19 protein-coding genes and 1 pseudogene are annotated in these 24,919 nt (G+C 60.7%); 9 read left to right on the top strand and 11 right to left on the bottom strand.

What is annotated here, in order from left to right; genetic code table 11:
* From ACIQY3_RS10345 to ACIQY3_RS10305, 9 genes and pseudogenes are all read right to left on the bottom strand, one after another.
* Positions 1–798: a VWA domain-containing protein gene (locus ACIQY3_RS10345; protein ID WP_403019071.1), complete on the bottom strand. Its 798-nt coding sequence runs from the start codon at positions 796–798 to the stop codon at positions 1–3.
* On the bottom strand, positions 785–1,378 hold the full coding sequence (locus ACIQY3_RS10340; RefSeq protein ID WP_403019070.1) for a DUF4381 domain-containing protein: 594 nt from the start codon (positions 1,376–1,378) through the stop codon (positions 785–787). The genes ACIQY3_RS10345 and ACIQY3_RS10340 overlap by 14 nt, the downstream gene beginning before the upstream one ends.
* A complete protein-coding gene (locus ACIQY3_RS10335) occupies positions 1,375–2,310 on the bottom strand; it encodes a DUF58 domain-containing protein (RefSeq protein WP_403019068.1) in 936 nt (311 codons plus the stop codon). The genes ACIQY3_RS10340 and ACIQY3_RS10335 overlap by 4 nt, the downstream gene beginning before the upstream one ends.
* Positions 2,307–3,287, bottom strand: a complete 981-nt coding sequence (locus ACIQY3_RS10330; RefSeq protein ID WP_403019067.1) for an AAA family ATPase — start codon at positions 3,285–3,287, stop codon at positions 2,307–2,309. Before ACIQY3_RS10330 ends, ACIQY3_RS10335 begins: the two co-directional genes overlap by 4 nt.
* Positions 3,288–3,301: 14 nt before the next feature.
* Entirely contained in the window at positions 3,302–4,339 is a 1,038-nt protein-coding gene (locus tag ACIQY3_RS10325; protein WP_403019146.1) for a hypothetical protein, read from the bottom strand.
* 28 nt (positions 4,340–4,367) lie between these two features.
* Positions 4,368–5,267 (bottom strand): transporter, encoded by a 900-nt coding sequence (locus tag ACIQY3_RS10320; RefSeq protein ID WP_054614920.1) that lies wholly within the window; start codon positions 5,265–5,267, stop codon positions 4,368–4,370.
* Positions 5,268–5,306: 39 nt separating this feature from the next.
* A pseudogene (locus tag ACIQY3_RS10315) lies at positions 5,307–6,713 on the bottom strand (DUF1254 domain-containing protein).
* Positions 6,703–6,951 (bottom strand): hypothetical protein, encoded by a 249-nt coding sequence (locus tag ACIQY3_RS10310; RefSeq protein ID WP_403019065.1) that lies wholly within the window; start codon positions 6,949–6,951, stop codon positions 6,703–6,705. Before ACIQY3_RS10310 ends, ACIQY3_RS10315 begins: the two are co-directional and overlap by 11 nt.
* 10 nt (positions 6,952–6,961) lie before the next feature.
* The gene (locus ACIQY3_RS10305; RefSeq protein ID WP_403019063.1) at positions 6,962–7,753 is read right to left on the bottom strand and encodes a hypothetical protein; all 792 of its coding nucleotides are present in this window, start codon (positions 7,751–7,753) and stop codon (positions 6,962–6,964) included.
* Positions 7,754–8,349: 596 nt separating this feature from the next.
* Between ACIQY3_RS10305 and ACIQY3_RS10300 the strand changes: the two genes are divergently transcribed.
* Positions 8,350–8,748: a hypothetical protein gene (locus tag ACIQY3_RS10300; protein ID WP_403019061.1), complete on the top strand. Its 399-nt coding sequence runs from the start codon at positions 8,350–8,352 to the stop codon at positions 8,746–8,748.
* A gap of 253 nt (positions 8,749–9,001) precedes the next feature.
* Here the strand turns inward: ACIQY3_RS10300 and ACIQY3_RS10295 are convergent, their stop codons facing one another.
* Entirely contained in the window at positions 9,002–9,427 is a 426-nt protein-coding gene (locus ACIQY3_RS10295; RefSeq protein WP_403019059.1) for a YciI family protein, read from the bottom strand.
* 133 nt (positions 9,428–9,560) lie between these two features.
* Between ACIQY3_RS10295 and ACIQY3_RS10290 the strand changes: the two genes are divergently transcribed.
* From ACIQY3_RS10290 to ACIQY3_RS10255, 8 genes are all read left to right on the top strand, one after another.
* A complete protein-coding gene (locus ACIQY3_RS10290) occupies positions 9,561–10,004 on the top strand; it encodes a polyketide cyclase (RefSeq protein ID WP_403019058.1) in 444 nt (147 codons plus the stop codon).
* 257 nt (positions 10,005–10,261) lie between these two features.
* Positions 10,262–10,762 carry a thiol peroxidase gene (tpx, locus tag ACIQY3_RS10285; protein WP_403019055.1) on the top strand — a complete coding sequence of 167 codons (501 nt, stop codon included), beginning with the start codon at positions 10,262–10,264 and terminating at the stop codon, positions 10,760–10,762.
* 175 nt (positions 10,763–10,937) lie between these two features.
* Positions 10,938–12,248 (top strand): MdtA/MuxA family multidrug efflux RND transporter periplasmic adaptor subunit, encoded by a 1,311-nt coding sequence (locus ACIQY3_RS10280; protein WP_403019053.1) that lies wholly within the window; start codon positions 10,938–10,940, stop codon positions 12,246–12,248.
* Complete coding sequence (locus ACIQY3_RS10275) at positions 12,245–15,349, top strand: MdtB/MuxB family multidrug efflux RND transporter permease subunit (protein WP_403019051.1); 3,105 nt, start codon at positions 12,245–12,247, stop codon at positions 15,347–15,349. The genes ACIQY3_RS10280 and ACIQY3_RS10275 overlap by 4 nt, the downstream gene beginning before the upstream one ends.
* Positions 15,346–18,453 carry an efflux RND transporter permease subunit gene (locus tag ACIQY3_RS10270; RefSeq protein ID WP_403019049.1) on the top strand — a complete coding sequence of 1,036 codons (3,108 nt, stop codon included), beginning with the start codon at positions 15,346–15,348 and terminating at the stop codon, positions 18,451–18,453. The genes ACIQY3_RS10275 and ACIQY3_RS10270 overlap by 4 nt, the downstream gene beginning before the upstream one ends.
* Entirely contained in the window at positions 18,450–19,931 is a 1,482-nt protein-coding gene (locus ACIQY3_RS10265) for an efflux transporter outer membrane subunit (protein WP_403019047.1), read from the top strand. Before ACIQY3_RS10270 ends, ACIQY3_RS10265 begins: the two co-directional genes overlap by 4 nt.
* 291 nt (positions 19,932–20,222) lie before the next feature.
* Complete coding sequence (locus ACIQY3_RS10260) at positions 20,223–22,304, top strand: putative bifunctional diguanylate cyclase/phosphodiesterase (RefSeq protein ID WP_403019045.1); 2,082 nt, start codon at positions 20,223–20,225, stop codon at positions 22,302–22,304.
* 247 nt (positions 22,305–22,551) lie between these two features.
* Positions 22,552–23,298, top strand: a complete 747-nt coding sequence (locus tag ACIQY3_RS10255) for an SDR family oxidoreductase (protein WP_403019044.1) — start codon at positions 22,552–22,554, stop codon at positions 23,296–23,298.
* A 150-nt stretch (positions 23,299–23,448) separates the two neighbouring features.
* Here ACIQY3_RS10255 and mapR read toward each other — a convergent pair whose 3' ends face one another.
* Positions 23,449–24,858 (bottom strand): GntR family transcriptional regulator MpaR, encoded by a 1,410-nt coding sequence (gene mapR / locus ACIQY3_RS10250; protein ID WP_403019043.1) that lies wholly within the window; start codon positions 24,856–24,858, stop codon positions 23,449–23,451.
* Positions 24,859–24,919: the final 61 nt, after the last annotated feature.

Genomic DNA, 24,919 nt, shown 5'->3' with positions numbered 1-24,919 from the left:
TCAGGCCTCCTGCCGCTGGCGCGCAATCGACAAGCGCGGACGCAGCAGCGCGCCCAAGTGATACAGCGCGAGCAAACCGATGGCCGCGCCCAACGGCCACCAGAACAGATCCCGTTTCGGCTGATGGCTGAGGGTTTTCACCTGATGCGGGGTGAGTGTGTCGAGGGTGCTGTAGACCCGGTCCAGCGCCGTGCGGTCTTCGGCGCGGAAGAACTGCCCGCCGGTGGCCTCGGCGATTTGCTGCAAGCCTTGCAGGTTGACCTTGGCTTCGCCTTCAGCGGTCGGGTCGCCGATGCCGATGGTGTGAATCACCACGCCTTTGGCCGCCGCCATGGCTGCGGCGTGGTCCGGGGTGATGGCGCTGCTGGTGTCGTTGCCGTCGGTGAGCAGGATCAGCACTTTCTCTTGTTCGTGGGCCTGATCCAGCAGTTTCAGGCTCAGGCCGATGGCATCGCCAATCGCGGTGTTGGGGCCGGCCATGCCGATGCCGGTGTCGTCGAGCAACAGCGACAGGCTGGCGTGATCGAGGGTCAGCGGCGCTTGCGGGTAGGCGCCGCTGCCGAACACGATCAAGCCCAGGCGATCCTCTTTGCGCTTGTCGATAAAACCGAGCAGCAATTGCCAGACGTTACTGCGGCTGCCCGGTGCACTCGGCGCCTGGCCAATCGCGCGGCTCATGGCACTGAAAAACGGCACACGCACCGCGCTGCGGGCCTCGCGATACGCGGGCAGGTAGCGGTAACCCAACCACGGCAGCGGCAGCAGCAGTAACAGCCAGGGATAATCAAGCTGCCACATGATGATGCTCCACCCAGCGTTTGCAGGTGTCGAACAACTGCTGCCGGTGTTCGGCGGGCAGGGCGCGTAGGATGGCGTCCGGGGCGTAGGCGAGTTGGGCGAGGTGTTGGCTGAAGTCTGCGGGTAAAGGCTTTGCGCTATGGGCCTCCAGAAAGGCTTGCCACTCTTCACCAGACAGCGCACCAACCCCCTGTGGGAGCGGGCTTGCTCGCGAAGGGGCCTTTACATTCAACATTGATGTCGACTGACCCGGCGCCTTCGCGAGCAAGCCCGCTCCCACAGGGGTTGTATTCCAGGTTTTGGATGGCATCGACAGGGCCACTCGCTTGAGCAGTTCCGGCAATTCCCGCAACGCACTCAAATCATCACTACGCCGCTGCAACTCCGCCAACCGCACCAACGCCTCCCGCCGATACCGATCCCGCCGCCACTGCCACACCTTGCGCGCACTCGCCAGCAGCACCGCGAGCACCAACAACCCCAGCAACACCCACCAACCCCAGGTCTGCGGCGCATAGCTGACCGGCGCGGGCAATGCCAACTCCTTGAGCTGCTCAATGCTCGGAACGTTCGGGTTCATCGCCGACCACCGCTGAGCTTGCCCAGTTCAACCCGTAATTGTTCATGCGCCTCGGTGGCGGTGCTGAACATCATCAGCGGTACCTGGCTGCGGCGCAGCAGCGTGGCGACGTCCTTGAGCCGGCCACTGAGGAAGTCCACCAACGGCTCATGCACCCGGCGCTGTTCCACCGCCAGTTCCACTTGCAACTGGCCTTGGGTTACCAGCAAGCGCCCGTTTTTCGGCAGGTTCAGGGCCAACGGGTCGAAGACCTGCATCGCGATCACATCGTTGTGCGCCGCCAGTTGCCGCATCAGTTTCAGGGTGCGTTCGCCGGCCCCGGCGAAGTCGCTGACGATGCAGATCAAGTGATCGTGCCCGGCCACCGCCAGGCAATGCTGCAAGACCTTGTCGAGCTGGTCTTCGTCTTCGGCGTCCGGTTTGGCCGCGTTCAACTCTTGGTTCTGCTGGGCGATGCGGCTGCACAGCGCTTCAAGCCGTTTACGGCTGCGCAGCGGGGCGATGCTGTCGATGCGCTGGTCGTTGAACACCAGGCCGCCGACCCGGTCGCCAGCGTTGAATACAATCCACGCCGCCAATGCGCCAAGCTCCGCCGCAATGGCGGATTTGAAGCTGCGTTGCGAGCCGAAGAACATCGACATGCGCTGGTCCACCAGAATCAACGCCGGGCGATCGCGCTCCTCGGTGAAGGTGCGCACCACCGGTTTGCCAGTGCGCAGGGACGCACGCCAATCCAGATGCCGCAAGTCGTCCCCCGGCTGATAGCGGCGCAGCTCATCGAAATTCAAGCCACGGCCACGCAACCGCGAGGCGTGGTTGCCGGCGAGGATGCTGCCCTGGGGCTGGCGCGCGAGGAAACTCAGGTCACGGGCCTTGAACTCCAGCGCCATCAACTGCGCCAGAGAGACATAGACCAGACCGTCGACATTCATGCAGGAATCGCCACTTTGTCGAGCAAACGGTCGAGCACTTGATCCGCCGTCACGCCATCGGCCACTGCGTCATAGCTCAGTTGCAGGCGATGGCGCAGCACCGGATGCACCACGGCGCGCACGTTGTCCGGCGAGACGAAATCCTGCCCTTGCAACCAGGCGTCGGCGCGGGCGCAACGGTCCAGGCCGATGCCGCCCCGTGGGCTGGCGCCGATGGCGATCCAGCGTCCGAGGTCGGCGTCGTAATCCGCCGGGTGGCGAGTGGCGTTGATCAGGTCGACCAGGTAAGTGTCGATGGCCGGGGACACATGAATGCCGCTGACCTCACGGCGTGCGGCGAAAATCACCTCCTGGGACAGCGCAAACCCTGGCACCGGCGCGGTTTTGGCGCCCAAGGCAAACTCTTCTTCGCGCAACAGGCGCAGCACCTGGCTTTCATTTTCTGCGCTCGGATAGTCCAGCAGCACTTTCATCAGGAAACGGTCCATCTGCGCTTCCGGCAACGGGTAGGTGCCTTCCTGTTCGATGGGGTTCTGGGTCGCGACCACGATGAACAGTTCCGGCAACACATGGCTGTTGCCGGCCACGGTGATCTGCCGTTCTTCCATGGCTTCGAGCAGCGCAGCCTGGACCTTGGCCGGGGCGCGGTTGATTTCATCGGCCAGGATCAAATTGCCGAACAGCGGCCCGGGCTGGAAGCGGATTTCGTTCTTGCCTTCGACCTGGTGCAGCACCTCGGCGCCGGTGATGTCCGACGGCAGCAAATCCGGGGTGAACTGGATGCGGCTCATCTTCGCGTCCAGGTGCTTGGCCAGGGCCTTGACCGTGCGGGTCTTGGCCAGACCGGGCAAGCTTTCCAGGAGCAAATGGCCGTTGGCCAACAGACCGAGGAGGATCTGCCGGATTACTTGATCCTGGCCGAGTACGGATTCGGCGATGCTGGCTTGCAGGGCGTTGAGATCGTTGAGTGCGGTCATGGCTGTTCCCTGGCTCAAAACATAAAGGTCGGAATGACCGGGATGAATGACAAACGGAAATTCCAGTGGCTGCTGATCAGGTCTTCCGGGTGGATGGCCGAGTACTGAATCTCCCCGGAAATCCGCACCGGCAACTTGCCGAAGTTGAAGATTCGCCCTGCGCCGATCCCGATGGGGAAGGTGACCTTATTGCCGCCTTCGGCTTTCCAGTTGACCGTGACGTTCGGCGTCATGCCGACCCGCCATTGCTCCGGGCCGGGGATGGTGCGCTGGATGAAATACTGGATGTTGGTCAGGCTCACGTCCTTGCGCTTGCTGTCACCCGCCACCGACCACCAGTGCTGCGGGAACAGGCCGAGGGTCCAGTCTTCGCCCAGGTACGCCGCGACGAACGCCGGGCCGATAGAGTATTTGCCGGTGCCGAGCACATCGTATTCAGCGGTGGGGAACATCGCGGTCGGGCCGAAACCCCAGACCATTTTGCCGCCCCCGGCGAAGCGGATCGGCTCCTTGGGCGAGAACACCCCGACATAGGCCAGGTCGCCGAAACCGCTGGTGCGGTCGAACGGGTCCTGCACCACGGGGGTGAAGTCGCCGCGATCATGCAGCAATTCATTCGGGCCCATACCGATCAGGTTGCCGGCCTTGTGGTTGACCGGGGCGCTGACGTAGCTGACGGGTAAGCGGTTGATCAGGTTCCAGTCTTCGCCGAGAGAAATCGGGAAGGTCGGCATAAAGCTGTATTTGCCGAGCATCCGCGTGCCATTGCTATGCGGACCTTTAAGCGCGGTGTAGTCGTACTGGTTGAACAGCAACACCAGGTTGCCCACGGGGTTGTCCATCAACTTGGCGATTTGCTCGGTGGACGGATCGCACCCGGCGGCCACGACTTTTTTCAGGTCGATGTCGAAGTCTTGCTGCAAGCGATGACAGGTTTCCGGATCGCCCTTGACGGCCGGTTGCGCGGGTGTGCTGCCGAGGGCCGGCAGGTTGCCGGCGGCGCAGGCCATGCCGCTGAGCATCGCTCCGCAGAGGGTCAGGTGGGGGCGCATCCATGCCGTCATCATCGATCAGCCTCCGTTACCAGGCGTATTGCAGTCGCAGGGTCCAGGTGTTCACGTCCGGCGAGCCGGTACGCTCCGACACCGTGTCCGAGTAGGCGATCAGCCCGCCGAACTGTGGCGAGAGCATGAAACCGACACTGGCACCGAACAGGCCGTTTTCCTGTTTGTTGTCCTGCCAGTCGCCGTTGATTTTGGTTTCGCCGCCACGGTTGTACGTGGCATCAAGCGAGGCCCACAACGCACGGTTGATGGTGTAGCTATAGTGGGTTTCGATGGCATAAAGCGGCTTTTGCTCGAGCTTGCCGTCACCGTGGTAGTCGTTGTTGTCGCCGTACATCGACACGTAGGTGTTGAACTCCAGCCAGGTCGGGCCGATGGGCGTGCCAAAAGCGATTTCCGGCTTGAACGCCCAACGGTTGGAGCCGATGTTGATGATCCGGTCCTTGTCGTAATCCCCGGTGGGCGCGGTGATCCAGATGGCGCCGGTGAGGAAGGTTTCCGGGGTCCAGTTGGCGAACTCTTCCTTGGTCAGCGCCGGGCCACCGAACAGGTTGTGCACCAGCACGAATTGGGTATCGGCCATGCCGCCATTGTGCTTGGTGCCGTCGAAAAACTGCGCGTTGTCGAACGACGCGGAAATGTCGGCGTAAGGTTGCAGGATCTGGATCGCACTGTTGCGCCCGTCCACCGCGAACGAGCGGGCATATCGGGCGATATATAGGTCAGCGTTCAGGGACAGGCCATCGATCGGCAGCGCGGTGTCGATCGGCGTGTTTGTGTCGATGCGGTTGTAATAACCGAACACCATGTTCAGGTCGGTCGGCAGGTTCTGCCAGTCCCGGGCGTTATCGGCCTGGCTCAGCAACGGGGTCATGGCCAACGTCAGTGCCGTCATCCTTGATGTGTTCAAACGCATGCTTGTGCTCCTGCAAAGTTCTGTATGACGGGTTACGGCTTACTGGCCAATCGGCGTCAGCAACGGGATCTGCCACTGGCCGCTGACCATTTCCGGCTTCGGCAGGTAGATCCGCAGCACGGCATAAAACGGCCCGTGGGGCGCTGGCAGCCAGTTGCTTTTCTTGTCGCCCACCGGCTCCGAATGCTGCACGTACAGGGTCAGCCCACCGTCGGCATCGCGCTTGAGCTTGGGCAACATCCGCGAGTTGATCAGGTAGCGCTTCATGTGGTTGGCCACCAGTAACTTGGTCTTGCCGTCGTACATGGTCAGCGACCAGAAGGCGTCGGCCGGCGGCAATTCGTCCTTGTTGAAGTGCAGGGTGTAGCTGTGGCGGGCGCCGTTGACCGGTTTGCCCTGGTTGTCGACGAAGTAGCCGATGTAATTCGCCTCTTCGGCGGAGTTACCGAAGATGCCGATATTGGCGCCAACGTAGCGGTACAGGTAGTTGCCTTTGAGGTGGTCGCGGGTGCCGAAGAAGTCACCGCTGGTGACTTGGTGCGTGTCGATCTTGTCCTTCTTGAACTGGGCGAATTCAGCCTTGGCGTCGGCGATGCCGTCCTCCAGTGCCTTGCGTTGCTCGGCGGTGAGGGAGACAAGTTTGAATGGCTGGCCGCCGACGATGCCGATCTTGGCGAAGCGCGCCAGCAGGTCCTTTTCCACGTCCTGGGGCGGGGCGAAACCGAGCATGAAATTCAGGTAGCGGAACAGGTCGGGCGTGTCGCTCATATCGGCGGTGGGCTTGGGCCAATCAACCTTCGGCGCGGCGGCTGGCGCCGGTTGCTTGAGGTATTGGCTCAGCGTCTGCACCTTGTAGGCGTTCTGGATCAGCTTGACCTTGGCCAAGTCGGCATTGTCGAACAGCTGCGTGCGATACAACGCGTAGGCGATGTTGCTTTCGCTGCGCACCAGCCGATCGATGTTCACCGGTTGCTGGCCCTGCCAGTCCGGGCCGGCAATCATGTACGTGCCGCCCTTGTTGCCGGTGCTGCGGGTGCCGAGGTAGGCGAAGTTCTGGGTGTAGAGATCGATCAACTGCACCGAGTAGTAACGGTTTTCCGCAATCGGCGGCAGGGTCAGCACCACCGGTTCGGCGCGCAGGTCCATCCAGACGAAAGAGTAGGGCGTGTCGGAGTTGGGCGTGACAAACGCGGTGTCCGCCGGGGTGAAGACCTTGGCGGTGTTGCCGATCTTGTTGAACGGCGCCTTGAAGTTCGAACCGGCCTTGTCCACGGCCTGGGTTTAGAGCGTCTTGTACATCTCCACCACCGGGAAACCGTAGAGGTAGGCTTCCTTGGCGATGCCCCGGGCTTCTTCCGGGGTGGCGCTGAAGTCGGCCCAGGCGCTGCAACTCAGCAGGAGTGAGAGGCTGGCGAGCATCAGGAGGTGGGCGTTCTTAATGCGCATAGGGTGTCCTTTGTATTGAATGCTGCACAATTCCTGTGGGAGCGGGCTTGCTCGCGAAGAGGCCGGCACATTCAAAAGCAGTGTTGGCTGACCCACCGCTTTCGCGAGCAAGCCCGCTCGCACAGGTCTTGAATTCGCCGCCAATATGGGGATCGAGGCCTTGGGCTTGAGCGCCCACGCCACAACTGACGAACGTCGCCATGATGCTGAACCCGGCTGCACGCAATGCAATGTTCATAAAGATGTCCTCATTTGCCGAAAGTGACGTTGATCCCGGCGAACAGCGTGAACTGCGGCAGGCCATCGCCCTTGCGTTCAACGGTCCACTGGGGTTCGACGAAAGCGTTGAAAATGTTGGTCCCGGACTTCCAGACCTTGCCGCCACCGAAGCCGATGGGGATGTAATGGGTGTCGTTCTTCAGGTCGAAGGTCCAGGTACCGGTCGAGCGCAGATACCAGCCCTTTGGCAGGTTATGAATGATGAAGGGTTGCATCGTCGCGGTTTCAACGTGGGCGCGATCATGGTCCCCGGCGAACGAACTCTGGTATTGCACCAGCGCGCCCAGCAGGCCCCGGGGCGAAGAGTCGATCGCGATGGCGGCCAGGCCGGCCTGCCATTTGCCGGTGCCCAATTCGTCCTGCTCGGCAGTGGGCGCAGTGATTTGCGGGCCGATGCCCAACTGAATGCCGTCGGTCTTGAGCAGGAAAATATCGAACAGGTTCAGGTCACCGATGCCGGTGCTGTAACCGTTGTGCGGGTCGGGGCGGGTGCTGATCGGCAAGGTCGCGCGCAGCAATTGCGGGACGCCGATGAAATCGTTGGGGGCCACCGGCAAAGTGCCACGCAGCAACGCGTCATTGGTGTGGACGTTGGTATCGTAGAGTTTGGGCGTGTAGTAGTCCTGCAGGTTCGCGCCCGGCGCCAGGTTCAGCGGGTTGTTGCTTTTGTTGGCTTCCTCGGCGTTATCGGCGTAAGCACAAAAGGCAGACGTCAACAGTGCCGCCAGCAAACAGGCGTGCGCTCCTTGATTTTTCGACATGATTCCCCGGTTCCTTGGTGGCTCAGCGGACGAACTTGGCCATATTTTTGGCCTTTACTGCGTAGTCTCTTTCCTAATCAAGCCTGTAGGACACGTCAGTTGAAGCTAGCAGCTAACCATGAGTTATCCAGTCGAAAGGGTTAATTCTTTGGTTTTGTGAGCGGATTGGCGTTTTTTCTGTGTACTAAAAAGTTAATGCGAATCAGAAGGTTGGGGAGGGGAGCTGAGGAGGAGAGTGAGTATTCGTGCGGGTTTATCGGGGCGGGACGGGCACAATTGTTGTGCCCGTTGAATATTCAATGTGGGAGCGGGCTTGCTCGCGAAAGCGGTATATCAGTTGACAGAGATGCTGACTGAAACGACGCCTTCGCGAGCAAGCCTGCTCCCACAGTGAATCCTGTTCAGGTGGATCGAGGTTATCCAGTACTAGCTAATTTTTAGTATGTTTTTTTCATTACTGTTATAGAGAAAAAGTATGAATAACTGTCAGCTCTGACAGTCGTTGAACTCTAACAGTATGTGTACTGTCGGCTCTGTCAGCTTGATAGAGGAAAGGTATTTATCAAGTTTAGAGCGTTGATGAGGAGGTCATAGTCATGACCGATGCAAAGATTCTGGAGAATGAACTCGAACCGAAGTCAGGTGGTTACAAAGATTTTGTGGTAGAGCTCTCAAAGATGGAGCAATACCATTTCAGGGGTGGGGCTCGGGTGGAGTGGGCTATTAGCGGTGGAAGTATCACCCTCACTACGACGAGGTATGGAATCACCATTTACACTGGCCGAGGGGGAAATAATGCCAATGTCATTGTTACGGCGGGCGGCAGAAAACTGTGGGAGAAAGATGATTGTCGGCAGGATGGTGTATGGCACAGTTGGGTCAACTCAACGACTTTCGCTTATTCCGGTTCTCTGACAGTAAAAGTAGAGATCATCTTTGACAGAAGTGGCGCCGGTGATCCGCGAGGTAGCGAGTCATTTACAATTCATGGTTAGTAAAGGTAATAAAAGGAAGTGTCAGTGGGATAGAAAAATAATAATTTCCTCCGAATGATCGGATTCAAAGTAATTATATTTTTGCCTAGAGCGTTTCGAAACTCACCCACTCCATGAGAGTGGGTGATCTTCAATTATTTGAGCGCAGGAAGACAGTTCTGATTTGAGGTGTTCGAGATTAATAGTCTCCCGATAATCTTTCGTAACCTCATTAAAAAAACCTTAAACGGGTCTATGCATTTACCGGACCTTTTCAAATTTTCTTCGCCTGCGCCCGTATCCGTTCTTCCTGCTCCCGCAGCTCTGGCGTGAACTCGGCACCAAAATCCTCAGGCCCGTACACCGGGCGAATCTCGATTTCAGCCTCGGTCCCCGGCATCGGGTTCGGGCAGCGCTTGACCCACTCGATGGCTTCCTCTTTTGACTTCACTTCCCACAGCCAATAGCCGGCAATCAACTCCTTGGTTTCGGCAAACGGGCCGTCGATCACGATGCGTTTGTCGCCGGAGAAACGTACCCGGGCGCCTTTGCTGCTGGGTTGCAGGCCATCGCACGAAAGAAGGATGCCGGCCTTGGCCAGTTCTTCGTTGTAGTTGCCCATCGCCGTCAGCAGTTCCTCGGTGGGCATGACGCCGGCTTCGGAATCCGGGCTGGCTTTGACAATGATCATGAATTGCATGGTTTTATCTCCGCTGGAGGTGAGTGATTCCCTGCCTAGTCGAATGGAGGTTTGCGGAATCGACAAATTCTTCGACATTATTTTCGTTATTAAGTATTCCTGCGCTGCGACGCCACTCGTCAATGGAATGCCCATGCCCGTTCTTGAACTCACGACGCTGATCCCCGGCCGCACGCCCACGCAGGTTCTCGATTTCTGCCTGGAAGGCGTCAACTTCCCGAAGATCTTCCCCGAACGCATCACGCCATTGGGCGATATCGACCTCAATAATCTGCGTGTCGAAACCGGTCGCCAGTTTCGTTTTCGGCACTGGCTGTTCAACGTCATCCCGTCGAACTGGATGGTGGTGATTCGTGAGGTCAGCGCCACGCATTTCATCGACGAAATGCTCAAGGGTCCGATGTCTGCCTTTCGTCATGAACACCGGGTGGTGGCGGGAGAGGGCGGTACGCTATATACCGACCGCGTGACGTATGCGGCGATTGGCGGCGCGGCGGTGGAGTGGTTGCTGGTCAATGCCTACATGCGGCGGATTTTCGAGGCGCGGCATCGGAATATGTTGCGGTTGCTGAAATAACACGATGTGCACGCGGACCACTGTGGGAGCGAGCCTGCTCGCGAATGCGGTTTTACATTCAACAGTGACGGTGACTGACAGTTCGCCTTCGCGAGCAGGCTCGCTCCCACAGGGTTTTGTGTGTCATTTGTGCGAGTTGTATCCAATTTAGCCAGCGACACTTCACAATTTGTATCTGGCCATAGGTCGTCGGGCCATTTCGTGGTTAACTTCGGCCTCTTCAGATTTCCAACAACACCATCAGAAGGACTCCGTTCATGGCTCAAGTCACTCTTAAAGGCAACCCGGTTCAAGTCAACGGCCAACTGCCACAAGCCGGTTCCAAGGCGCCAGCCTTTTCCCTGGTTGCCGGCAATCTGTCGGACGTGACCCTGGCGAACTTCGCCGGCAAGCGCAAAGTGCTGAACATCTTCCCAAGCGTCGACACCCCGACCTGCGCCACTTCGGTTCGCAAGTTCAACGCCCAGGCCAACGACGTCGCCAACACTGTCGTACTGTGCATCTCTGCTGACCTGCCATTCGCCCAAGCCCGTTTCTGCGGCGCCGAAGGCCTGGAAAACGTCCAGAACCTGTCGACCCTGCGTGGCACCGAGTTCATCGAAAACTACGGCGTAGCCATTGCTGACGGCCCGCTCAAAGGCCTGACCGCCCGTGCCGTCGTGGTGCTGGATGAAAACGACAACGTGCTGCACAGCGAACTGGTAAGTGAAATTGGTCAAGAGCCTAACTACGAAGCGGCACTCGCCGTTCTGAAGTAAGGTTTTTACAATTGTTAACGGCCTGGCTCTGTCCAGGCCGTTTTCATTTGTGCTTCAGTGTCTTAGATAAATCTCCTGTTACGTAAGCCGAAGGTAAATTGCCGGTAAAGCCGCTTTGCTTAATGCGCGCCAGTGCTTATCGTTCAGCCTCCCGTAGAAGAAGCCCACGCGCCCAATGGTTGATCATTCAATGCAATCCTCCTCCCGTAGTCCCCGTCGCTGGCTGTTCGGCCTGCTTGTCCTGTTGGTCGTCGCTGCCGTGTGCTGGAAATTCTGGCCTGCCGGTACCGACCATAAAACGGGTGAAAAGCCGAAAGCCGTCGCCGGGCATACGGGCAAGGCCGGGGGCATGCGTCCGGGTTTTGGCGGCGCGACCGGGCCGATCCCGGTGCGAGTGGCTCCGGCGGTCAAGGGTGACTTCCCGCTGTATTACAAGGCGCTGGGTACGGTCACGGCGCTGAACACCATCAACGTGCGCAGCCGCGTGGCGGGCGAACTGATGAAGATTGCCTTCGAGGAAGGGCAAATGGTCAAGGCCGGCGACCTGTTGGCCGAGATCGACCCGCGTCCTTACCAGAACGCCTTGCTCCAGGCCGAAGGCACCTTGCTGCAAAACCAGGCACAACTGAAAAACGCCCAGGTCGACGTCGAGCGCTATCGCGGCCTGTTCAAAGAAGACAGCATCGCCAAGCAGACCCTCGACACCGCCGAGGCGCTGGTCGGCCAATACCTGGGCACGGTCAAGACCAACCAGGCGGCGGTCAACGACGCCAAACTCAATCTCGAATTCACCAAGATCCGCGCGCCGATTACCGGGCGCGTCGGTTTGCGTCAGCTGGACGTCGGCAACCTCGTCGCCGCCAACGACACCACCGCGCTGGCGATCATCACCCAGACCCAACCGATCAGCGTCGTCTTCACCTTGCCGGAAAACAGCCTCGACACGGTGCTGGCCCGCTATCACACCGGCGCCAAACTCCCCGTTGAAGCCTGGGACCGTGGCGACATGAAGATGCAGGCCAGTGGCGTGTTGCAGAGCCTGGACAACCAGATCGACGTCACCACCGGCACCCTGAAATTCAAGGCGCGCTACGATAACCGCGACCTGACCCTGTTCCCGAATCAGTTCGTCAACGTGCACCTGCTGGCCGACACCCTCAAAGGCGTGGTGCTCGCACCGTCGGCGGCGATCCAGTTCGGCACCAACGGCACCTTCGTCTACGCCATGGACGGGGACAACAAGGTCAAGATTCGCCAATTGAAAGTCGGCGCCAGCGATGGCGACAACACCGTGATCACCGAAGGCCTGGCTGTCGGTGATCGCGTGGTCCTGGAAGGCACCGATCGCCTGAAGGAAGGCAGTGAAGTGGAAGTGGTCAACGACAGCCAGGATGTGCCGACCACCCCGACCGAACACCTGCAAGGCAAATCTGCGGCGAAAACCACTGAAGCGACCGCCAACGACAAGGTGAAGAAGGGCGCATGAACATCTCGCGGCTGTTCATCCTTCGCCCGGTCGCCACGACCCTGAGCATGCTGGCCATTATCCTGGCCGGCATCATCGCCTACCGTTTGCTGCCGGTGTCGGCCTTGCCCCAGGTCGATTACCCGACCATCCGCGTCATGACGTTGTATCCCGGCGCCAGCCCGGACGTGATGACCAGCGCGGTAACGGCGCCCCTTGAGCGCCAGTTCGGGCAGATGCCCGGCCTGACGCAAATGGCGTCCACCAGCTCGGGCGGTGCCTCGGTGCTGACCCTGCGCTTCAGCCTCGACATCAACATGGACGTCGCCGAACAGCAGGTCCAAGCCGCGATCAACGCCGCGGCCAACCTGTTGCCCAAGGACCTGCCGGCACCGCCGGTGTACAACAAGGTCAACCCGGCGGACACCCCGGTGCTGACCCTGGCCATCACCTCCAAGACCATGCTGCTGCCCAAACTGAATGATTTGGTCGATACGCGCATGGCGCAAAAAATCGCCCAGATCAGCGGTGTCGGCATGGTCAGCATTGCCGGCGGCCAGCGTCAGGCCGTGCGAATCAAGGTCAATCCGGAGGCCCTGGCGGCCAATGGCTTGAACCTGTCGGACGTGCGCACCTTGATCGGCGCGTCCAACGTCAACCAGCCCAAGGGTAACTTCGACGGCCCGACCCGGGTGTCGATGCTCGATGCAAACGATCAACTGACTTCGCCCAAGGACTACGCCAACCTGATCCTCGCCTACGCCAACGGCGCGCCGTTGCGTCTCAAGGACGTGGCCGAGATTGTCGACGGTGCCGAGAACGAACGACTGGCGGCGTGGGCCAATGAAAACCATGCCGTGTTGCTGAACATCCAGCGCCAGCCCGGGGCCAACGTCATCGAAGTGGTGGACCGGATCAAGGCCCTGCTGCCGAGCATCACCGACAACCTGCCGGCGGGTCTTGACGTCACGGTCCTCACCGACCGCACCCAGACCATCCGCGCCTCGGTCACCGACGTGCAACACGAACTGCTGATCGCCATCGCTCTGGTGGTGATGGTGACGTTCCTGTTCCTGCGCCGGGCCAGCGCCACGATCATTCCATCAGTTGCGGTGCCGTTGTCGCTGATCGGCACTTTCGGCGTGATGTACCTCGCAGGGTTCTCGGTCAACAACCTGACCTTGATGGCCCTGACCATCGCCACCGGTTTCGTGGTGGACGATGCGATCGTGATGCTGGAGAACATTTCCCGATTTATCGAAGAGGGTGACAGTCCGCTAAATGCCGCGCTCAAGGGCGCCAAGCAGATCGGCTTCACGCTTATTTCCCTGACTCTGTCGCTGATTGCGGTATTGATTCCGCTGCTGTTCATGGCCGACGTAGTAGGGCGGCTGTTCCGTGAATTCGCCATCACCCTGGCGGTGGCGATCCTGATTTCCCTGGTGGTGTCCCTGACCCTGACGCCGATGATGTGCGCGCGGCTGCTCAAGCGTGAACCCAAGGAAGAAGAGCAGGGCCGTTTCTACCGGGCCAGTGGCGCGACCATCGACTGGATGATCGCCGCCTACGGGCGCAAATTGCAGTGGGTGCTCAAGCACCAGCCGCTGACCTTGCTGGTGGCCATCGCCACCCTCGGGCTGACCGTATTCCTTTACATGGTCGTGCCCAAGGGCTTCTTTCCGGTGCAGGACACCGGAGTGATCCAGGGCATTTCCGAGGCGCCGCAGTCGATTTCCTTTGCGGCGATGAGTGAACGTCAGCAAGAACTGGCGAAAGTGATCCTCGCGGACCCGGCGGTGGAAAGCCTGTCCTCCTACATCGGCGTGGACGGCGACAACTCGACGCTGAACAGCGGTCGCATGCTGATCAACCTCAAGCCCCACAGTGCGCGGGACCTCAGCGCGACCAAGATCATTGCGCGCCTGCAACCGGAAGTGGACAAACTGGTCGGCATCCGCCTGTTTATGCAGCCGGTGCAGGACCTGACCATCGAAGACCGGGTCAGCCGCACCCAGTACCAATTCAGCATGTCGTCGCCGGATTCGGAATTGCTCAGCCTGTGGAGCGGGCGTCTGGTGGAAGCCCTGGCCCAGCGGCCGGAACTAACCGACGTCGCCAGCGATTTGCAGGACAAGGGTTTGCAGGTGTACCTGGTGATCGACCGCGACGCGGCGTCGCGGGTCGGCGTGTCGGTGTCGAATATCACCGATGCGTTGTACGACGCCTTCGGCCAGCGGCAGATTTCCACGATTTACACCCAGGCCAGCCAGTACCGCGTGGTCCTGCAATCGCAATCCGGCGAGAAAATCGGCCCGGACGCGCTGAACCAGATTCACGTCAAGACCATCGATGGTGGCCAGGTTCGCCTGTCCAGCCTCGCACATGTGGAGCAGCGCCAGACCCAATTGGCGATCACTCACATCGGCCAGTTCCCGGCGGTGATGATGTCGTTCAACCTGGCGCCCGGCGTGGCGCTGGGGCATGCGGTTGAAGTTATCGATCAAGTGCAGAAAGACATCGGCATGCCGATTGGCGTGCAGACCCAGTTCCAGGGTGCGGCGGAAGCGTTCCAGGCATCGCTGTCGAGCACCTTGCTGCTGATCCTCGCGGCGGTGGTGACCATGTACATCGTGCTCGGCGTGCTCTACGAGAGCTACATTCACCCAATCACCATCCTCTCGACCCTGCCCTCGGCGGCGGTCGGCGCCTTGCTGGCGCTGCTGCTGACCGGCAACGACCTGGGGATGATCGCGATCATCGGCATCATCCTGTTGATCGGCATTGTGAAGAAGAACGCGATCATGATGATCGACTTCGCCCTCGACGCTGAGCGTAACCAGGGCATGGCCCCGGAGCAGGCGATTTATCAAGCGGCGCTGCTGCGGTTCCGGCCGATCCTGATGACCACCCTTGCCGCGTTGTTCGGTGCGGTGCCGTTGATGCTGGCCACCGGTTCCGGCGCGGAATTGCGTCAACCCTTGGGTCTGGTGATGGTTGGCGGGTTGCTGGTGAGCCAGGTGCTGACGCTGTTCACCACCCCGGTGATCTACCTGTACTTCGATCGTCTCGGTCGACGCTGGGGCCGCAGAGCTGAAACCGTGGAAGCGGTAGAGCAGCCATGAACCTGTCCGGACCTTTCATCAAGCGCCCGGTCGCGACCATGTTGCTGAGTCTGGCGATCATGCTGCTGGGCGGGGTGAGCTTCGGCCTGTTGCCGGTGTCGCCGCTGCCGCAGATGGACTTCCCGGTGATCGTGGTCCAGGCCAGCCTGCCCGGTGCGAGCCCGGAAGTGATGGCTTCGACCGTGGCCACGCCCCTGGAACGTTCCTTCGGCGCCATCGCCGGGGTCAACACCATGAGCAGCCGCTCCAGCCAGGGTTCGACCCGGGTGATTTTGCAGTTCGACCTCGACCGCGACATCAACGGCGCGGCGCGGGAAGTGCAAGCGGCGATCAATGCCTCGCGCAACCTGCTGCCGAGCGGGATGCGCAGCATGCCGACCTACAAGAAGGTCAACCCGTCGCAAGCGCCGATCATGGTGTTGTCCCTGACCTCGGACGTGCTGGAGAAAGGCCAGCTCTACGATTTGGCCTCGACGATCCTGTCCCAGAGCCTGTCCCAGGTGCAGGGCGTGGGTGAAGTGCAGATCGGCGGCAGCTCCCTGCCGGCGGTGCGCATCGAACTCGAACCCCAGGCGCTCAACCAGTATGGCGTGGCCCTGGACGATGTGCGCAACACCATCGCCAACGCCAACGTGCGCCGCCCGAAAGGCTCGGTGGAGGACGACCAGCGTTTGTGGCAGGTCCAGGCCAACGATCAACTGGAAAAGGCCAAGGACTACGAGTCGCTGATCATCCACTACAACAACGGCGCGGCCCTGCGCCTGAAGGATGTGGCGTCGGTCAGCGACGGCGTCGAGGACCGTTACAACAGCGGTTTCTTCAACGACGACGCGGCGGTGTTGCTGGTGATCAACCGCCAGGCCGGCGCCAACATCATCGAGACGGTCAACGAGATCAAGGCGCAGTTGCCGGCGTTGCAGGCGGTGTTGCCGGCTAGCGTCAAGTTGAACCTGGCCATGGACCGTTCGCCGGTGATCAAGGCCACGTTGCACGAAGCGGAAATGACCCTGCTGATCGCCGTGGCCCTGGTGATTCTGGTGGTGTTCCTGTTTCTCGGTAACTTCCGCGCCTCGCTGATTCCGACGCTGGCGGTGCCGGTGTCGCTGGTCGGCACTTTTGCGGTGATGTACCTCTACGGTTTCTCCCTGAACAACTTGTCGCTGATGGCGCTGATCCTTGCCACAGGGCTGGTGGTGGACGACGCCATCGTGGTGCTGGAGAACATTTCCCGGCACATCGACGAAGGCATGCCGCCGATGAAGGCCGCGTACCTCGGCGCCCAGGAAGTCGGGTTCACCTTGCTGTCGATGAACGTCTCGCTGGTGGCGGTGTTCCTGTCGATCCTGTTCATGGGTGGGATCATCGAAAGTCTGTTCCGCGAGTTTTCCATCACCCTGGCGGCGTCCATCGTCGTCTCGCTGATTGTGTCGTTGACCCTGACGCCGATGCTCTGCGCCCGTTGGCTCAAGCCGCACACGCCGGGGCAGGAAAACCGGTTGCAACGCTGGAGCCAGCGCGCCAACGAATGGATGGTCGGCAAGTACGCCACCAGCCTCGACTGGGTATTGCGCCACCGTCGACTGACGTTGCTCAGCCTGATCGTGACCGTTGGTGTGAACGTCGCGCTGTATGTGGTGGTGCCGAAAACCTTTATGCCGCAGCAGGACACCGGCCAGTTGATCGGTTTCGTGCGTGGCGACGATGGTCTGTCGTTCAGCGTGATGCAGCCGAAGATGGAAATCTTCCGCCGCGCCGTGCTCAAGGATGATGCAGTACAAAGCGTGGCCGGGTTCATCGGCGGCACCAACGGCACCAACAACGCCTTCATGCTGGTGCGCTTGAAGCCGATCAAGGAACGCAATATTTCCGCGCAAAAGGTGATCGAACGCCTGCGCAAGGAAATGCCCAAGGTTGCCGGTGCTCAGTTGATGTTGATGGCGGACCAGGACCTGCAATTCGGCGGCGGTCGTGAGCAGACCACCTCGCAGTATTCCTACATCCTGCAAAGCGCCGACCTCGGTTCATTGCGCGAGTGGTACCCGAAAGTCGTCACGGCGCTGCGGGCCTTGCCTGAGCTGACCGCGATTGACGCCCGTGAAGGACGCGGTGCGCAACAGGTCACGCTGATTGTCGACCGCGACCAGGCCAAGCGCCTGGGTGTGGACATGGACATGGTCACGGCGGTGCTGAACAACGCCTACAGCCAGCGGCAGATTTCGACGATCTACGACAGCCTCAACCAGTATCAAGTGGTGATGGAGGTCAATCCGAAATACGCCCAGGACCCGATCACGTTGAAGCAGGTCCAGGTGATTACGTCCACAGGCGCGCGGATTCCGCTGTCCACCATCGCTCACTACGAAAACAGCCTGGAAGACGACCGGGTCAGCCACGAAGGCCAGTTCGCTTCCGAGAGCATTTCCTTCGACATGGCCGAAGGCGTGACGGTGGAGCAGGGCACAGCCGCCATCGAGCGGGCAATTGCCAAGCTCGGCATGCCGGAAGACGTGATCGTGAAAATGGCCGGCACCGCCGACGCCTTTGCCGCGACCCAGAAGAGCCAGCCGTTCATGATTCTCGGCGCGCTGGTGGCGGTGTATCTGGTGCTGGGCGTGCTGTATGAAAGCTACATTCACCCGCTGACGATTCTCTCGACCTTACCCTCGGCCGGGGTCGGCGCGTTGCTGTCGATCTACGCCTTGGGTGGAGAGTTCAGCCTGATCTCGCTGTTGGGGCTGTTCCTGCTGATCGGCGTGGTGAAGAAAAACGCCATCCTGATGATCGACCTGGCATTGCAGCTGGAGCGGCATCAGGGCATGACGCCGCTGGATTCGATTCGCAGCGCCTGTCTGCAACGTCTGCGGCCGATCCTGATGACCACCCTGGCGGCGATCCTCGGCGCGTTGCCATTGCTGCTTAGCCGTGCCGAAGGTGCGGAAATGCGCCAGCCGTTGGGCCTGACCATCATCGGCGGGCTGATCTTCAGCCAGGTGCTGACCCTTTACACCACCCCGGTGGTTTACCTCTATCTCGACAAACTGCGCCATCGCTTCAACAAATGGCGTGGGGTACGTACCGATGCAGCTCTGGAAACTCCGCTATGACTGACCGTTCGCTTATCACTCTGGCTGCACCGATTGCCACGGCCCGGGGCTCGCGCCTGTTGAGCCTGGCGCTGTGTGTGGCGATGCTCAGCGCCTGCGCCGTCGGCCCGGACTATCAGCGCCCGGCAACCGCCGAGCCGGCGCAGTACAAGGAAGCCGAAGGCTGGCGTCAGGCCAGCCCGAGCGATTCCCTGGCCCGCGGTGCCTGGTGGGAGTTGTACGGTGATCGCCAGCTCAACGGCCTGATCGAGCAACTCAACAGTGCCAACCAGACCGTCGCCCAGGCGGATGCCCGTTATCGTCAGTCCCAGGCCCTGGTGAAAAGCGCCCGTGCGGCGTTCTACCCCACGGTTGACCTGAGCGCGGGCAAAACCCGCTCCAGCCAGGGCGCCGGCAGCAGCAGTTCAAGCCTGAGCAGTTCCGCCAGCGGTATCCGCAATACCTACAGCACCGAGTTGGGCGTCAGTTGGGAAGCGGATATCTGGGGCAAGCTTCGTCGCGGTCTGGAAGCCGATAACGCCAGCGCACAGGCCAGCTTCGCCGATCTGGCGGCCATGCGCTTGAGCCAGCAGTCCGAGTTGGTGCAGAACTACTTGCAGCTGCGGGTGATCGATCAGCAGAAGCGCTTGCTGGAATCGACAGTCGCGGCCTACGAGCGCTCTCTGCAAATGACCCAGAATCAGTACCGCGCCGGCGTCTCCGGACGTGACGCGGTAGCCCAGGCCCAGGCGCAGTTGAAAAGCACCCAGGCAGATCTGGTGGATTTGATCTGGCAGCGTGCGCAGTTCGAAAACGCGATTGCCGTGCTGATCGGCAAGGCCCCGGCGGAGTTCAACCTGGCGGAGACCCAGGACATCCCGAAACTGCCGCAGATTCCCCTGAGCCTGCCGTCGCAACTGCTTGAACGCCGGCCGGACATCGCTTCCGCCGAGCGTTCGGTGATCGCCGCCAACGCCAACATCGGCGTGGCGAAAGCCGCTTACTACCCGGATCTGAGTTTGAGCCTGAGTGGCGGCTACAGCAGCAGTACCTCCAGCAACCTGATCAGCTTGCCGAACCGTTTCTGGTCGGTGGGGCCGAAGCTGGACTTGCCGTTGTTCGACGGCGGCGCACGTTCGGCGGAAGTCGATCGCAACGAAGCGCTCTACGACGAAACCGTGGCCAAGTACCGCCAGACCGTGCTCGATGGTTTCCGCGAGGTGGAAAACTACCTGGTGCAGCTCAAGGTGTATGAGAACGAAGCGGCGGTCCGTCAGGAAGCGTTGGACGCTGCCCGGGATTCCTTGCGCCTGACCGAGAACCAGTACAAGGCCGGGTTGATTGCTTATCTGGACGTGGTGGTGGTTCAAGCCACGGCGCTGAGCAATGAACAAAGTGTGTTGAACGTGTTGCAGAGCCGGTTGATTGCCAGTGTGCAGTTGATTGCGGCGCTGGGCGGTGGGTGGGATGGGCAGCTTGAGATGAGCGATAACAAATAACCCTAACGCTACCTCCCCCGTAGGAGCTGGCGAAGCCTGCGATCTTTTGATCTTGAAAACAAAAGTCAAAAGATCGCAGGTTTCGCCAGCTCCTACAGTGACCGCGTACGGCTGCTGATTGGGCGTAAGACGGAGGCCGCACAAGACGGGGTTTTGGCGTCAAACAAGCGTTTCATCGGCTTGATGGCCAATTGATAATTTTGTCAGTGCGTTCTTCCGCGCAATCAGTACAATCGCCGACTTTGCCCCCCGAGAACGGACGCAGTACGGTGGGCTGTCACGAGAAATAACATGCTCATTGGCACCTTTTCCCCCACGCTGGTTTTCATCTCGCTGTGCGTGGCGATACTCGCTTCCTATACCGCCCTCGACCTGACGGGCCGGATCGCTACCACGAAGGGCCGGGCTGTTCATCTATGGACCGTCGGTGGCGCGGTCGCCATGGGCATTGGCGTCTGGTCGATGCATTTCATCGGCATGCTCGCCTTCAAATTACCGATTGATCTGGGCTACGACCTGAGCCTGACCGTGCTGTCGCTGGCGATCGCGATCCTGTCTTGCGGCTTTGCCCTGTGGCTGGTCAGTCAACCGAAACTGCCGCTGTGGCAACTGGCATTTGGCGCGCTGGTCATGGGCAGCGGCATCAGCGCCATGCATTACACCGGCATGGCGGCCATGCTCATGCAACCGGGGATCGATTACGATCCGACGCTGTTCAGCGCGTCGCTACTGATTGCCGTCGGCGCGTCGGCAGCGGCGTTGTGGATCGCCTTCCGCCTGCGCCAGCACACGCCATACGTCGGCCTGTTCCGTGGCGGCGCGGCGGTGATCATGGGCTTCGCCATCGTCGGCATGCATTACACGGGCATGGCGGCGGCGCGTTTTCCGGACGGCAGCTTCTGCGGCGCCGCCCTGACTGGCTTGAGTGGCAAGGGCCTCGACAACCTGGTGTTGATCACCACGTTGGCGGTGTTGAGCATCGCTCTGCTGACCTCGATTCTGGATGCGCGCCTGGAAGCCCGCACCGCTGATCTTGCGCAATCGCTGACCGAAGCCAACCGCGAACTCACCCAACTGGCCCTGCACGACACCTTGACCGGCCTGCCTAATCGCATGTTGCTGGCCGACCGCATTGAGCTGGCCATGTCCAAGGTGAAAGAGCAGGGTGGCTGTTTTGCGTTGATGTTCATCGATCTGGACGGTTTCAAACCGGTCAACGATGCCTTCGGCCATCACATGGGCGACCAATTGTTGCGTGAGGTTGGCTTGCGGTTGCGCGAGGACCTGCGCAGCCAAGACACCCTGGCGCGGATCGGTGGCGACGAATTTGTGTTGCTGGTGCGCTTGAATGAGCCCAACGATGCGCTGAACCTGGCAGCGCGGCAGGTCAGCCTGATCGCACGCTCGTTCCGAGTAGCCGAACATGACCTGCAGATTTCCGCGAGCGTCGGCATCGCGCTCTATCCGGGCAACGGCCAGACCGCCCAAGAATTGCTGATGAACGCCGACGCCGCGATGTACCACGCCAAGGGCGCGGGGAAAAACGGTCACAGCTTCTTCGACGCCTCAATGAACAGCAACGCCCGCAAACAGTTGCAACTGTTGCAAGACCTGCGCGCTGCCCTTGAGCAACAGCAATTCAGCCTGTATTACCAACCCAAATTCGATGCCAGCAATGGTCGCCCGGTCGGCGCCGAAGCGTTGTTGCGCTGGGTGCACCCGACCCAGGGCATGTTGCTGCCGGACAAGTTCATCGACCTGGCGGAAAAGACAGGGCTGATCATTCCTATCGGCGAGTGGGTGTTGAACGAAGCCTGCCGGCAGATGCGCGAATGGTATGTGCTCGGCTACACCGACTGGCGCATTGCGGTGAACCTGTCGGCCTTGCAGTTCTGTCATGTCGGCCTGGTCCAGAGCGTCGCCAAGGCCTTGGCCACGCACCATTTGCCGGCCAACAGCCTGACCCTGGAAATCACCGAAACCACCGCCATGAGCGACGCCGATGCGAGCATGACGGTGCTGCAGGAGCTGTCGGACATGGGCGTTGATTTGTCCATTGATGACTTCGGCACCGGTTATTCGAGCCTGATGTACCTCAAGCGCCTGCCGGCCAACGAACTGAAGATTGACCGCGGCTTTGTCCGGGATCTGGAACACGACAGCGATGACGCCGCCATTGTCTCGGCCATCGTTGCCCTCGGCCAGGCGTTGGGTTTGCGGATCGTGGCGGAAGGTGTCGAGACCGGCGTGCAGCAGGACTTCCTGACCAAACTGGGGTGTGATTCGCTGCAGGGTTACCTGCTGGGGCATCCGCTGCCGGCGGAGCGCTTTATGCACGACATCCATCGTGGCGAGCAACAGGCTGCCGGCTGATAGACCTGTGGCGAGGGGGCTTGCTCCGCTAGGGCGCGAAGCGGCCTCCTTCGTTATCCCTGTTGCACCCGAATTGTCTGGATTGACGACTGCTTCGCAGCCGAACGGGAGCAAGCTCCCTCGCCACAAAAAAGCACCTCATCACACATCTGCGTTGTCACCCCGATAGATGCAGGTCATGCAAAACCCACCAATGACGGTTATTCTTGGCCCCGACCGCTAAAGCTTGAAACGGGGGAACGTCAGCATGGAAAAAGTCATCGTGATCACCGGGGGCAGCCGGGGCATCGGCGCCGCCACGGCGCTGTTGGCCGCCGGGCAGGGTTATCGGATCTGTATCAACTACCTGGCGGACGAAGTCGCGGCCCAGAGTGTGCTGGAGCAAGTCCGCGCCCTCGGTGCGCAAGCCATTGCGGTGCGGGCCGACGTCAGCATCGAAGACGAAGTGATCGCCATGTTCCACCGCGTCGACACCGAGCTGGGCCGGGTGACCGCGCTGGTGAACAACGCCGGCACCGTCGGGCACAAGTCCCGGGTCGACGAAATGTCCGAATTCCGTATTCTCAAAATCCTCAAGACCAACGTCCTGGCGCCGATCCTCTGCGCCAAGCACGCGATCCTGCGCATGTCGCCCAAGCATGGCGGGCAGGGTGGCAGCATCGTCAATGTGTCGTCAGTCGCGGCTCGCCTGGGTGCGCCGAGTGAATACGTTGATTACGCGGCGTCCAAAGGCGCGCTGGATACCTTTACCTTGGGCCTGTCCAAAGAAGTGGCGGGCGAGGGGATTCGCGTCAACGCGGTCCGGCCCGGCTACATCTATACCGATTTCCATGCCTTGAGCGGCGATCCGGATCGGGTCAGCAAGCTGGAATCGGCGATTCCGATGGCCCGTGGCGGGCGGCCGGATGAAGTGGCGGAAGCGATTGTCTGGTTGTTGTCGGACAAGGCTTCGTATGCGACCGGGACTTTCGTTGATCTTGGGGGTGGGCGTTAACCCTCGAGGTTTGCGTCGTCGGAGCGGGCCTCTTCGCGAGCAAGCCCGCTCCCACAGTGGATTGGTGTGAATACATAATTTGTGAACAACACCGATCCCTGTGGGAGCGGGCTTGCTCGCGAAGGCGATAGCCCAGACACCATCGCACTGTCAGAAAGACCTGACGATCCTGCCCAACGTCTCCATCGCCTTTTCCGCCGCCTCATCCCAAGGGCTGCCGTAATTCAACCGAATACAATTCCTGAAGCGCTGGGTCGGTGAAAAGATCGGTCCCGGCGCGATGCTGATGCCCTGCGCCAGCGCCATCTGGAACAACTTCAGCGAATCCATCTGCGGTGGCAGTTCCAGCCACAGGAAGTAGCCGCCGGCCGGTTGGCTGACGCGGGTCTGTGCCGGGAAGTAACGGGCGATGGCGGCGAGCATCGCGCTTTGCTGTTCTTCCAGGGCATAACGCAATTTGCGCAGGTGACGGTCGTAGCCGCCGTGTTGCAGGTAGTCGGCAATCGCGGCCTGGGCCGGCATCGAGGCGCAGAGCGAGGTCATGAGTTTCAGTCGTTCGATTTTCTGCGCATAACGCCCGGCGGCGACCCAGCCGATGCGGTAGCCGGGGGCCAGGCTCTTGGCGAACGAACCGCAATGCATCACCAGTCCCTCGGTGTCGAACGCCTTGGCCGGTTTCGGCGCTTGCTGGCCGTAATAGAGTTCGGCGTAGACGTCGTCCTCGATCAGCGGCACCTGATGGCTGCGCAACAATTCCACCAATTCCTGTTTTTTCGCCTCGGGCATGGTCGCGCCCATCGGGTTCTGGAAACTGGTCATGCACCAGCAGGCCTTGATCGGGTGGCGTTCCAGGGTTTGCGCGAGCACGCCAAGGTCGATGCCGTCACGCGGGTGCACCGGGATTTCCACGGCTTTGAGCTTCAGGCGTTCCAGCACTTGCAGGCTGGCGTAGAACGCCGGGGCTTCGATGGCCACCAGGTCGCCGGGTTCGGTGACGGCTTGCAGGCACAGGTTCAGCGCTTCGAGGGCGCCGTTGGTGATCAGCAGTTCTTCCATCGGCAGCATCAAGCCGCCGACCATGTAGCGCAGGGCGATTTGCCGGCGCAGTTGCGGGTTGCCCGGTGACATGTCGGTGACCACCATGCGCGGGTCCATTTCCCGGGCGGCGCTGGCCAGGGAGCGGGACAGCCGTTGCAGCGGGAACAGGGTCGGGCTGGGGAAGGCCGAGCCGAACGGCACGGTGTTCGGGTCCTTGATCGAGTCGAGGACCGAGAACACCAGCTCGCTGACATCGACTTCGGTGGACTCGTTGACCTGGCTGCTGATCACCGGCTCCGAAAACGGGCTCGGCGCGTGGGTGTTGACGAAGTAGCCGGAGCGCGGCCGGGCGCGGATCAGGCCGCGACGTTCCAGCAGGTAATACGCCTGGAATACCGTGGACGGGCTGACCCCGTAGGTCTGGCTGGCGTAGCGCACCGACGGCACGCGCTGGCCGGGGCCGAGCACCCCGGAGCGGATCAGTTCAGCGATGTCATCGGCGAATTTTTCGTAGCGTTTCATCGGGTGCCTGGGTTGATGTCAGTCTGGGAAATAGGCGGTGCGGCCATTCGCGAGCAAGCCC

The sequence above is a fragment of the Pseudomonas sp. NPDC096950 genome, from assembly GCF_044762525.1.
Taxonomy (GTDB): Bacteria; Pseudomonadota; Gammaproteobacteria; order Pseudomonadales; family Pseudomonadaceae; genus Aquipseudomonas.
This window is presented reverse-complemented; position numbering and strand designations above follow the sequence as displayed.

What these genes read in the sequence shown, in the direction of transcription:
- ACIQY3_RS10255 (WP_403019044.1), top strand. Translation starts at nt 22,552, where the DNA reads ATGGAAAAAGTCATCGTGATCACCGGGGGCAGCCGGGGCATCGGCGCC.
- ACIQY3_RS10330 (WP_403019067.1), bottom strand. Translation starts at nt 3,287, where the DNA reads ATGACCGCACTCAACGATCTCAACGCCCTGCAAGCCAGCATCGCCGAA.
- ACIQY3_RS10305 (WP_403019063.1), bottom strand. Translation starts at nt 7,753, where the DNA reads ATGTCGAAAAATCAAGGAGCGCACGCCTGTTTGCTGGCGGCACTGTTG.
- ACIQY3_RS10270 (WP_403019049.1), top strand. Translation starts at nt 15,346, where the DNA reads ATGAACCTGTCCGGACCTTTCATCAAGCGCCCGGTCGCGACCATGTTG.
- ACIQY3_RS10345 (WP_403019071.1), bottom strand. Translation starts at nt 798, where the DNA reads ATGTGGCAGCTTGATTATCCCTGGCTGTTACTGCTGCTGCCGCTGCCG.
- ACIQY3_RS10300 (WP_403019061.1), top strand. Translation starts at nt 8,350, where the DNA reads ATGACCGATGCAAAGATTCTGGAGAATGAACTCGAACCGAAGTCAGGT.
- ACIQY3_RS10280 (WP_403019053.1), top strand. Translation starts at nt 10,938, where the DNA reads ATGGTTGATCATTCAATGCAATCCTCCTCCCGTAGTCCCCGTCGCTGG.
- tpx (WP_403019055.1), top strand. Translation starts at nt 10,262, where the DNA reads ATGGCTCAAGTCACTCTTAAAGGCAACCCGGTTCAAGTCAACGGCCAA.
- ACIQY3_RS10310 (WP_403019065.1), bottom strand. Translation starts at nt 6,951, where the DNA reads ATGAACATTGCATTGCGTGCAGCCGGGTTCAGCATCATGGCGACGTTC.
- ACIQY3_RS10320 (WP_054614920.1), bottom strand. Translation starts at nt 5,267, where the DNA reads ATGCGTTTGAACACATCAAGGATGACGGCACTGACGTTGGCCATGACC.
- ACIQY3_RS10295 (WP_403019059.1), bottom strand. Translation starts at nt 9,427, where the DNA reads ATGCAATTCATGATCATTGTCAAAGCCAGCCCGGATTCCGAAGCCGGC.
- ACIQY3_RS10265 (WP_403019047.1), top strand. Translation starts at nt 18,450, where the DNA reads ATGACTGACCGTTCGCTTATCACTCTGGCTGCACCGATTGCCACGGCC.
- ACIQY3_RS10325 (WP_403019146.1), bottom strand. Translation starts at nt 4,339, where the DNA reads ATGCGCCCCCACCTGACCCTCTGCGGAGCGATGCTCAGCGGCATGGCC.
- ACIQY3_RS10335 (WP_403019068.1), bottom strand. Translation starts at nt 2,310, where the DNA reads ATGAATGTCGACGGTCTGGTCTATGTCTCTCTGGCGCAGTTGATGGCG.
- mapR (WP_403019043.1), bottom strand. Translation starts at nt 24,858, where the DNA reads ATGAAACGCTACGAAAAATTCGCCGATGACATCGCTGAACTGATCCGC.
- ACIQY3_RS10340 (WP_403019070.1), bottom strand. Translation starts at nt 1,378, where the DNA reads ATGAACCCGAACGTTCCGAGCATTGAGCAGCTCAAGGAGTTGGCATTG.
- ACIQY3_RS10290 (WP_403019058.1), top strand. Translation starts at nt 9,561, where the DNA reads ATGCCCGTTCTTGAACTCACGACGCTGATCCCCGGCCGCACGCCCACG.
- ACIQY3_RS10260 (WP_403019045.1), top strand. Translation starts at nt 20,223, where the DNA reads ATGCTCATTGGCACCTTTTCCCCCACGCTGGTTTTCATCTCGCTGTGC.
- ACIQY3_RS10275 (WP_403019051.1), top strand. Translation starts at nt 12,245, where the DNA reads ATGAACATCTCGCGGCTGTTCATCCTTCGCCCGGTCGCCACGACCCTG.